Origin of the sequence: Streptosporangium sp. NPDC050284 (genome assembly GCF_044459525.1) — a bacterium.
Lineage (GTDB): Bacteria > Actinomycetota > Actinomycetes > Streptosporangiales > Streptosporangiaceae > Streptosporangium.
Genome location: NZ_JBITIZ010000043.1, coordinates 1 through 8,023, shown reverse-complemented (window position 1 = coordinate 8,023; position 8,023 = coordinate 1). Strand labels below are relative to the sequence as shown.

Below are 8,023 nucleotides of genomic sequence, written 5' to 3'. Positions count from 1 at the left end.
CGGCCACACCAGCACCGTCGGAGCGATCGCGGTCGGACAAGTGAACGGCCGACCCATCGCCGTCACCGGCGGCGCGGGCGACGCCGTGCGGGTGTGGGACCTAACCACCCGCAAACCCCTCGGCCAACCAATGCCCCGCGACCCCAGCAACGTCTTTACGGTCGCGGTCGGACAAGTGAACGGCCGACCCATCGCCGTCACCGGCAGTTGGGACGCCACGGTGCGGGTGTGGGACCTAACCACCCGCAAACCCCTCGGCCAACCAATGACCGGCCACACTCGCCCTGTCTATGCGGTCGCGGTCGGACAGGTGAACGGCCGACCCATCGCCGTCACCGGCAGTTGGGACGCCACGGTGCGGGTGTGGGACCTAACCACCCGCAAACCCCTCGGCCAACCAATGACCGGCCACACTCGCCCCGTCGAAGCAGTGACGATTGGCCAGGTGAACGGCCGACCCATCGCCGTCACCGGCAGCTTGGACACCACCGTACGAGTATGGGACCTGAGTTCCTACGCAAAATGAGCTGTGAGGTAGGGCACCAGCCTTCGTCACCTTCTGCCGGATCGAGCGCTACCGCATCGACATTCAACTATCAGCGCCACCGAAGATGGCCGCACATCCGGAAGGCGGCGTGGGAGCCGACCTACCGGGCAACGCAGAGACGGCCCGTTACCGACGGGCCGTCTGGAAGCGATGGTCAGAACTTCGCGACGTAGCTGCGGTGTCCTACGTGCTCGATGACAGGTCCCCGGGCGTCCGGCATCGGCAAGGTGTGGTTTTGTTCGCGAGAAGTGACCGCAGTCACGAGCTCAGGGGCGTTGGCATCGACGAGGGGCAGGGTGTTGGCGGAGGTCAGCGACATCCGCTCACGCGGTGGCTGGGTGCGGTCAGAACTGGCCAACATCGCCTCCGCCGGGTCGGAGGTGCGGTCGTCGGCCGCAAACAACTGCGGTCGGAACTGGCGAACAAAACCACTCCTGCGCACGCTTGACGGCCTTTTTCAACATTCTCCATGGACGATCATCATCCGCCGAGCCAGTTCAGTTGTTGCGTCCCCGCCGTTGCTGTTCGGTCCATCGGTGTCGAACGTCGGCTACCAGTTCGGTGACCGCCTTGCCGCGGGTGGCCGGGTGGCTGCTGCGGCCTTTGCCGCTCAGGTGGTAGGCAGGGGTGCCGCTGCGGTGGCGGGTCTGCCATCCCGATCGGGTGCCGCGGGCTGACAGGTTCGGCTGGACGGTGCCGAGGATGTCGCCGGCGACGATGACCCATTGCGAGCCGTCGACGTCGCCGGTGGCCAGGAGCTGGACGGCGGCGAGTTCGTCGTCGGTGTACCAGCGGCGGCGTGCGGCCGGATCCCCGTAGCGCTCCCACGGCGTCGGCTCAGCGGTGCCCCCGGCGACCTGGGCGGACTTGGTGGCTTGGGTGGGTTTCTCGATCGGCTCGGCCGGTGTCTCCTGCTCGACGTCCGCGTCGGCGCGCTGAGCGTCGGCGAGGGTTTTGTGGACGACGCCGACGGAGACCTTCACCCCGGCAGCGATGGTGCGGATGGATTCGCCGCGCTCACGGCGGGAGAGGATCGCGGCGCGTTTGTCGTCGTCGACCACGGGTCGGCGGCCGCCGACCCGGCCACTCTTGCGGGCCGCCTCCAGGCCGTTCTTGGTCTTGCGCACGATGTCGCGGCGCCGATCTTCTGACAGGGCGAGGGCCAGGTCCAGGATGAGGGAGTGTTCGGTGTGCTCGCCGGCCGCGATACCCTCCAACGCCTTGACGCCGACGCCGCGCTGGAACAGGTCGTTGAGGACGATCAGCCCTTCCAGAAGGTTGCGGCCGAGCCGGTCGACCTCCTGGACGGCCAGCAGGTCGCCGTCGCGGACGTGATCCAGCGCGGCCAGCAAGACAGGCCGATCGTCGGTGGCGAGCTTCCCGCTGATCTTTTCCTCGAAGACCTTCCAGCAGATCGGGTCGAGGGCGTCATGTTGGCGCTGGGTGTTCTGCTTGTCAGTGCTGACCCGGACCTGGCCGATAAGCGCCATCGGGAGTCCTCTCCGTTCATCAAACGTGCTGCGCGAGGTATCTGAACGACACTGGAAAACGAACGGCAAGATGAACACTTTGACGAGGTGAGGCGCCTCGTTCGGACGCGCTTCCGCCACCGTTAGATGAACGCCTTAACGGACCATCAGCCCGTCTCTCGCGTGTTAGGACACCGATAGAACTCCGATGTGAGAGCCATCACATCGGTATCGATGCGCGCGTCTCCTCCGAACCAGGAAGGATGTGGGTGGAGGAACCGCTAAGGAGACCTGTACCACCGTCCCTTACCGCTACACCCGGCAGTCTGCGTGGAGCGACCGCCTGGTTCCTTGTGGACATCACGCCGGGCATCTTCAAAAGGATGCCCGCAGTATGTCCAAACGATCTCGTCGCCCCCGTCGGCGTGGCCGCGCCCGCCATCATCACGGCCAACCGTCCAAGCGGCGGATTCACCGTCCCGGCCCTGTGCCCTCCTCCTTGGCGAGGCCGCACGGATCGGCCCGCCGCGGCGAGCGGTGCGCGATACCTCAGCCAGCAAGGCGGAGCCATGCGACCAGGCCGGGACCGGCGGTGCGGCTGCCCCGTCGGGCGAGGAAGACGGCCGAGCTCGCGTGGACCCTCTGGGGCCGATGGTGGGTCCGCTGGCTCTGTCGGCTCATCCTCTTGCCCCTCTTGGTGGCCCTAGTGCAGCACTTCCTTGGGGTATCCAGCCCGCTCGACGTGCTGCACCTGCTCGGCTTGTAACCAGGGAAAAGGAACCTCGAAGCCGCCCCCTTGATAGGCCGTCGGCCCGTCTCCTGTTCATAGGAGACGGGCGGGTGGTCGGCGGCGTGTTATTCGCCTGGTCTCCGGACGTGACGAACGCCCCGCCGCACGGCTCTCGCCGGGACAGGGCGTTCGCGTTGAACTCCTATGCGGACAATTCGGCAGTGGGCTTCGACGCCTTCTCCGTGTCCTGGCGCTGCCTGGCGATCTCCTGCTGGGCGTGCCGGGTGTGCAGGAGCCGGTCAACGTAGGACTTAGCCCATCGAGGTCCACCTGCCGGAGTCGGCACGCCCTCGGCGTTCAACACCTCACCGATCTCCGTGAGACTGAACCCCTGAGTGCGCAACTGTATGACGCGACTCACCACTTCAGGCGGACAGGAGGGCGGCCGGCCACGTCCTGAGGGACGCGGCCGGGTGAAGGCGTTCACCGCCCCTTCCGGTGAAACAGCTGCAGCATGTCCCGAAAGATCCGGTACCGGACCTCCGCCTGCTGCTCATCAGCGGCACGCAGGGCCGCCATCATCGCGATCCCGACGTACAGCGCGAACACGGCGATGACCGCCGCGACAAACCCGGCAACCCAAGCGGTTACCGGACCAACCTCCGCCAACATCTGGCGAAGCAAACCCACCATTCATGGCTCCCCAGCTCAGAGCGGGGAGCATGATCTAGCCAGGCGCTAGATCAGCTCCTTCGCCTTTCCCGGCGCCGGTTGCGCCAGGTGGGGAAGTGGAGCAGTGGATGAGGGGACGGCTAGCGTTGTATCGGTGCCGCAACTGTCTCGTCGCGGACTGGCTGGGCACCGTCGCGGACTGGGTCAAGCCGACGAAGAACATCAAGATCAAACCGAAGAAGAACATCAGGAGCATGTCCACCATGGTGTGCACTTCATCCCCTTCCCACGGGCTGAATCAGGGCGGTTGCTCCTGGTACCTCAACGGTAAGTCCCCGAAGGAGACGTACCGGTGGTACCTCAACGGTAAGTCCCCGAAGGAGACGTACCGGTAATTCTTCCGATCTGGCTGTTCCGATGACCGCCTCGGGCTTTGCGCCCCACAACAGCGCGTTGCCAGTTCGTCGGCCAGGCTCTTGAGGACTAACGCTCGGAGAAGTCCCGTTAGGTCACCGATTGCAGGGCGAAACCGAGTGAACACCGCCGAGGCTTTCTGCGGCAAAGCGGTCAGGCCGTTGGCCAGCACCTGGGCCACCGGTGGCAGTGCCGGACCGGCTGTGGCTGCCCCGGCCGATGAGGTGTTCAGGGTGATCGACGGGTTCGCTCCGGTGATGATGAGGCCGGAGTTGTCGTGGCCGATCGCGGCCGCGCTGGTCCCGTCGGCCTTCACCTGGGTGCTGGCCGTGCCGGTGACCGGGCCGTGGAAGGTCCCGCTGGACAGGTCGATGTGGTTCCCGCCGTCGGGGTGCGCCGACACATCGGCCTGCGCGGGTGGTGTTGTGTCGGCAGGGGCGAAGGAGCGAAGCTGCAGCGCCAGGGCGGTGCCGGCGATGAGCAGGCCGGCCAGGGCGGTGAACATGCTGATCACGCTGGCGCGTTTGTCCAGCACCTCCAGCACCTCGTTCGGCAGGTCCAGCGGGTCGGTGAAGAACCCGACCAGTCCTACGCCCAGCAATCCCAGCGACACGACCACCACCCCGACGGCCACGACGCGGCGGGCGCGCGAGCGGCCGGAGGACAGGGGCGGGGGTGGGGTCGCCGAGCTCGGCGCCGGCGGGGAAGGGGGCGGCACCCTTCCAGCTTGGTACCGGTCGACGGCGGGCGGGGCGGGGTCGCCGACCTGTTACCGATTCCCCGCCAGATCAGGCATCGCTTCCCCTGCCGCCCGAATGGTCTAAAAACGGGATGTCTCGGACGGGGATGGGAGGGGTTCGGTCAACTCACGGGAATAGGTATTCCCGCATGTTATCGGTGGGTAGAGCTGTGCTTCGGAGTCCCGGATGCACCGGCTTACAGCCCTTCGTCCCGAGGAACCTTCTACGCGAAGCGGCTGATAACCCGGGCCACCTCCGCCACTGTTGAATTCGTGGCCAACCCAGACGAACCGACTCCCATCCCGCCAGGCAGAAGCTCTGTGAAAGCCGTCCCCGGCCAGGGCCTGCGGCTTGCCCGGATCGGGCCGGTCCTCGCCTTCGCCCTGACGGGCTCAATCCTGCTCAGCGCCGGTCTGTTCGTCGGCGCCCTGGGGCTTCTTGGCTTCCCCGCCCTTACCCCTGTCGGGCAGCAGGGCCTCCCGCTGAGCCGATTACTGGATCTGCTGAAGCTCTCCTTCGCGGTGGTCGCCGGAATCGGCGGCGTCATCGCCCTGGTCGTCGCCTACCGCAAGCAGAAGGTCACTGAAGCCGCCGAGCATCGCCAGCAGACTGCTGAGCTGCGCGCCGATGAGGCCCACCGGCGCGAGGCGACCAAGCTGTTCAACGAGCGCTTCGCCACCGCCGCCAACCACCTGGGCCACGACTCGCCCGCAGTGCGCCTGGCCGGCGTGCACACCCTGGCAGGCCTGGCCGACGACGCGCCCACCTCGGAACTGCGCCAAACGATGATCGACGTCTTGTGCGCCTATCTGCGTATGCCCTACGCCCCTGACCCCGGTGACGACGGCGACCCGGCCCAACGCCTGGCCTTCGCCGGCCTGCGCGAGGTGCGGCACACCATCATCCGCGTTATCGGCGCTCATCTGCGCGAGAACGCTGCCATCTCCTGGCAGGGTCACGACTTCGACTTCACCGCCGTCGTCTTCGACGGCGGTGACTTCAGTCGCGCGGTGTTCTCCGGCGGCAGAGTTGCCTTTAACAGCGCGACGTTCGCCAGCGGCACGGTCGCCTTCAGCAACGCGATGTTCTCTGGCGGCGCGGTCTTCTTCCACGGCGCAGTGTTCTCCGGCGGAAGGGTCCTCTTCGAGAACGCGACGTTCTCCGGCGGCATAGTCCTCTTCAGCGAAGCGGTGTTCTCCGGCGGAAGGGTCCTTTTCGAGAACGCGACGTTCTCCGGCGGAAGAGTCGCCTTCAGCGCCGCAACCTTCTCCAGTGGAACGGTCTCCTTCAGCAAGGCGACGTTCTCTGGCGGCACGGTCGCCTTCGAGTTCGCGGAGTTCTCCGGTGGCACGGTCGCCTTCAGCAGCGCGAAGTTCATCAGCGGCATGGTCACCTTCATGGCCGCGAGGTTCTCCGGCAGTGAGGCCGTTTTCCGCGAAGCGGAGTTCTCTGGCGGCACAGTCGCCTTCAGCAGCGCGAAGTTCATCAGCGGCATGGTCACCTTCAGCAGCGCGAAGTTCATCAGCGATACGGTCACCTTCTTCGCGGCGGTATTCGCTGGCGGTACGGTCGATCTCCGCGGGGTGGACTACTGGTCGCCTCCGCCAACGCTGGAGGATCCTTTACCACCTGGTGTGTTACTGCCCGATCGGTCGGATGTCGACCCGGAAGAAGATGCGGCGACGACGTGAGCGGCCGCGCCCTGACTCGGTGCCAGTGCCCAAAGAACACCGCGCAGCTTCGAGCGTGCGGCCGGGCCGCTATGGCCGAGGATCTGCGTTGCGATATCTACCAGACCGGCTGTCGGCGCATCCGGCTCGCCGTTGACGGCGTCGATGTCCAGATCGCGCACGACAGTTCCCCGACCTCCGTCGCCCGCCGGACGAATTCCGCCTCGTTGGCCGATCTCGCGGCGCCCGAGCGCACCAGCCGGGCCAGGCAGTGCCCTTCGAAGGGCACCCCGGCCTGGAGGCGCTGGTGTTCGGCCTTGGAGTAGCCAGGCAAGCCGTGCCCGGTGTGGCCCTCCACCACCAGGTCGAAGCGGCGCTCCATGTCCGCGCACACCCGGCTCATCGTGCGCCGGTCGTTCCAGGTGCCAGCGACCTCGCCGTCCTCTCGCACCAGGTTCACCATCAGGTGTATGTGCTCGTTGCCGCCAACCGAGCAGCTGTGAGGTACTGCGATCCACCGGCACGGCGCCCGCCCCTCCGCCGCGTCGAACCCCATCCGGGCGACCGCCTCGTGGGCGACCTCGGCCCACTGCGCGTCCGCCAGTTCCTCACCTGGCGGCAGGGAGATCGCGCAATGCCACACCCACTTGTCCGACGGCGCAACCCCGAGCAAGAGACGGTGCGAATCTATGTCGCGGCCCAGCGCGTAGATGGCATCAGCGTCGGCGACGTGATCCCGCCGGGTTCCTTCGGCCAGCCCAAGCGTCACGTCCGCAGCGATGATGCGCTGGTCGGTGCGCTCCCCGCTGGAACCGGGCCCGAACAGGTAGCGCAGCAGCTCAGCAGGGTTACTGCCATGCTGGGGGAGATGAAGTCGTTCACCCACCGACTCTGGCCCTCGTCGACCTCGTGGTCCTGGTCGGCCTCGACGTTCAGGCCGGGATCGGCGACGTCCGCAGGGCCGTTGGCCGGGCATCGTCCGTACGGCAGGCCGAACTCGCCGTAGACGGCGGCCGCCGCGTCCAGCAGAGTCAGGAACCGCAACGTCGCGTGCATCGTCGCCTTCAACGCGGCTGGCACTTCCCCAGCGACCTTGGCCAACTGGCCGACTTCGCTGACCGGCACGAGTAGAGCGTCTCTGCCGCCGAATACTGAGCGGATGTGAGGCAGTAGACCGCTTAGGTGCGCCGACAACTGTCGGACGCCGTTCCGGAGTGAACCACATTCTCGACCAGCTCGATGAGCATCCTTAGCACCGCTGAATTCGCTATAAAGGCTTTCGTGCTCCAACTGAGGAAATATCCTGCACCGGGCCGATGGTGGCGGCATTTAGGGCGGGCGATGATGATGGCCGCTGGCAGCTTCGCTGTCAATCAAGCCGAAGGTCCCTGGTGGATGCAAGGGGCATGGCTCGCATCCGCCTGCCTCTTCTTCTTTTTCTATGAAAGAAAGTCGCAGACAACTATGAATGATGACAAATCACCCGATGCTGATGATCAGCAGTCTCGGTCAGCGGCTCCAGTGCAGGGTGGAATCGACATCTCCAGCGGCGCCATGGCCACGCAGCAATCAACCGTCCAAGACTACCGGAATGCCCGCTTTGACAATGTAAGGTTTGATAATTCGACGACCATCTCGGAAGGCCTTAACCCGCGTCTGACCAGGCGAGCGACCGCTGCGGTCGTCCTAGGGCCTGTACGGACTTCGGATCTTCAGGCGGGTTGAAGGCTTCGAATCCACAAGATGGCTCCGCGTAGATGAAGGCCGGCGAGGTAACTTTC

General features: G+C 65.9%; 9 protein-coding genes and 1 pseudogene. 3 read left to right on the top strand and 7 right to left on the bottom strand.

The genetic code is table 11. The features are described 5' to 3' along the window. Nucleotides 1–526: pseudogene (locus tag ACIBH4_RS39445) on the top strand (hypothetical protein); the annotation flags it as partial. 175 nt (nt 527–701) lie between these two features. On the opposite strand, the gene ACIBH4_RS39440 reads toward ACIBH4_RS39445, so the two are convergent. The 5 genes from ACIBH4_RS39440 to ACIBH4_RS39420 all read right to left on the bottom strand — a co-directional run bounded on the left by ACIBH4_RS39440 (nt 702) and on the right by ACIBH4_RS39420 (nt 4,550). Further along, complete coding sequence (locus ACIBH4_RS39440) at nt 702–989, bottom strand: hypothetical protein (RefSeq protein WP_362522295.1); 288 nt, start codon at nt 987–989, stop codon at nt 702–704. Between the two features lie 55 nt (nt 990–1,044). Continuing rightward, nucleotides 1,045–2,037: a recombinase family protein gene (locus ACIBH4_RS39435; RefSeq protein ID WP_362522293.1), complete on the bottom strand. Its 993-nt coding sequence runs from the start codon at nt 2,035–2,037 to the stop codon at nt 1,045–1,047. Between the two features lie 911 nt (nt 2,038–2,948). Then, nucleotides 2,949–3,167: a recombinase family protein gene (locus tag ACIBH4_RS39430; RefSeq protein WP_362522291.1), complete on the bottom strand. Its 219-nt coding sequence runs from the start codon at nt 3,165–3,167 to the stop codon at nt 2,949–2,951. A gap of 62 nt (nt 3,168–3,229) precedes the next feature. Then, a complete protein-coding gene (locus ACIBH4_RS39425; protein ID WP_362522289.1) occupies nt 3,230–3,439 on the bottom strand; it encodes a hypothetical protein in 210 nt (69 codons plus the stop codon). 277 nt (nt 3,440–3,716) lie between these two features. Then, a complete protein-coding gene (locus ACIBH4_RS39420; protein ID WP_362770274.1) occupies nt 3,717–4,550 on the bottom strand; it encodes a hypothetical protein in 834 nt (277 codons plus the stop codon). A 342-nt stretch (nt 4,551–4,892) separates the two neighbouring features. On the opposite strand from ACIBH4_RS39420, the gene ACIBH4_RS39415 reads away from it, so the two are divergent. Continuing rightward, nucleotides 4,893–6,263 carry a pentapeptide repeat-containing protein gene (locus ACIBH4_RS39415; protein ID WP_362522285.1) on the top strand — a complete coding sequence of 457 codons (1,371 nt, stop codon included), beginning with the start codon at nt 4,893–4,895 and terminating at the stop codon, nt 6,261–6,263. Between the two features lie 97 nt (nt 6,264–6,360). Here the strand turns inward: ACIBH4_RS39415 and ACIBH4_RS39410 are convergent, their stop codons facing one another. Together ACIBH4_RS39410 and ACIBH4_RS39405 are read right to left on the bottom strand one after the other, a co-directional pair. After that, nucleotides 6,361–7,011 carry a relaxase/mobilization nuclease domain-containing protein gene (locus ACIBH4_RS39410; protein ID WP_362522283.1) on the bottom strand — a complete coding sequence of 217 codons (651 nt, stop codon included), beginning with the start codon at nt 7,009–7,011 and terminating at the stop codon, nt 6,361–6,363. Beyond that, nucleotides 7,008–7,322, bottom strand: a complete 315-nt coding sequence (locus tag ACIBH4_RS39405) for a hypothetical protein (protein WP_362522281.1) — start codon at nt 7,320–7,322, stop codon at nt 7,008–7,010. Before ACIBH4_RS39405 ends, ACIBH4_RS39410 begins: the two co-directional genes overlap by 4 nt. A 159-nt stretch (nt 7,323–7,481) precedes the next feature. On the opposite strand from ACIBH4_RS39405, the gene ACIBH4_RS39400 reads away from it, so the two are divergent. Further along, complete coding sequence (locus tag ACIBH4_RS39400; RefSeq protein WP_362770276.1) at nt 7,482–7,967, top strand: hypothetical protein; 486 nt, start codon at nt 7,482–7,484, stop codon at nt 7,965–7,967. The last annotated feature ends 56 nt before the right edge of the window (nt 7,968–8,023 follow it).

Excerpts from the sequence above, each read along its gene's own strand:
- ACIBH4_RS39435 (WP_362522293.1), bottom strand. The coding sequence starts at position 2,037 with ATGGCGCTTATCGGCCAGGTCCGGGTCAGCACTGACAAGCAGAACACC.
- ACIBH4_RS39425 (WP_362522289.1), bottom strand. The coding sequence starts at position 3,439 with ATGGTGGGTTTGCTTCGCCAGATGTTGGCGGAGGTTGGTCCGGTAACC.
- ACIBH4_RS39400 (WP_362770276.1), top strand. The coding sequence starts at position 7,482 with ATGAGCATCCTTAGCACCGCTGAATTCGCTATAAAGGCTTTCGTGCTC.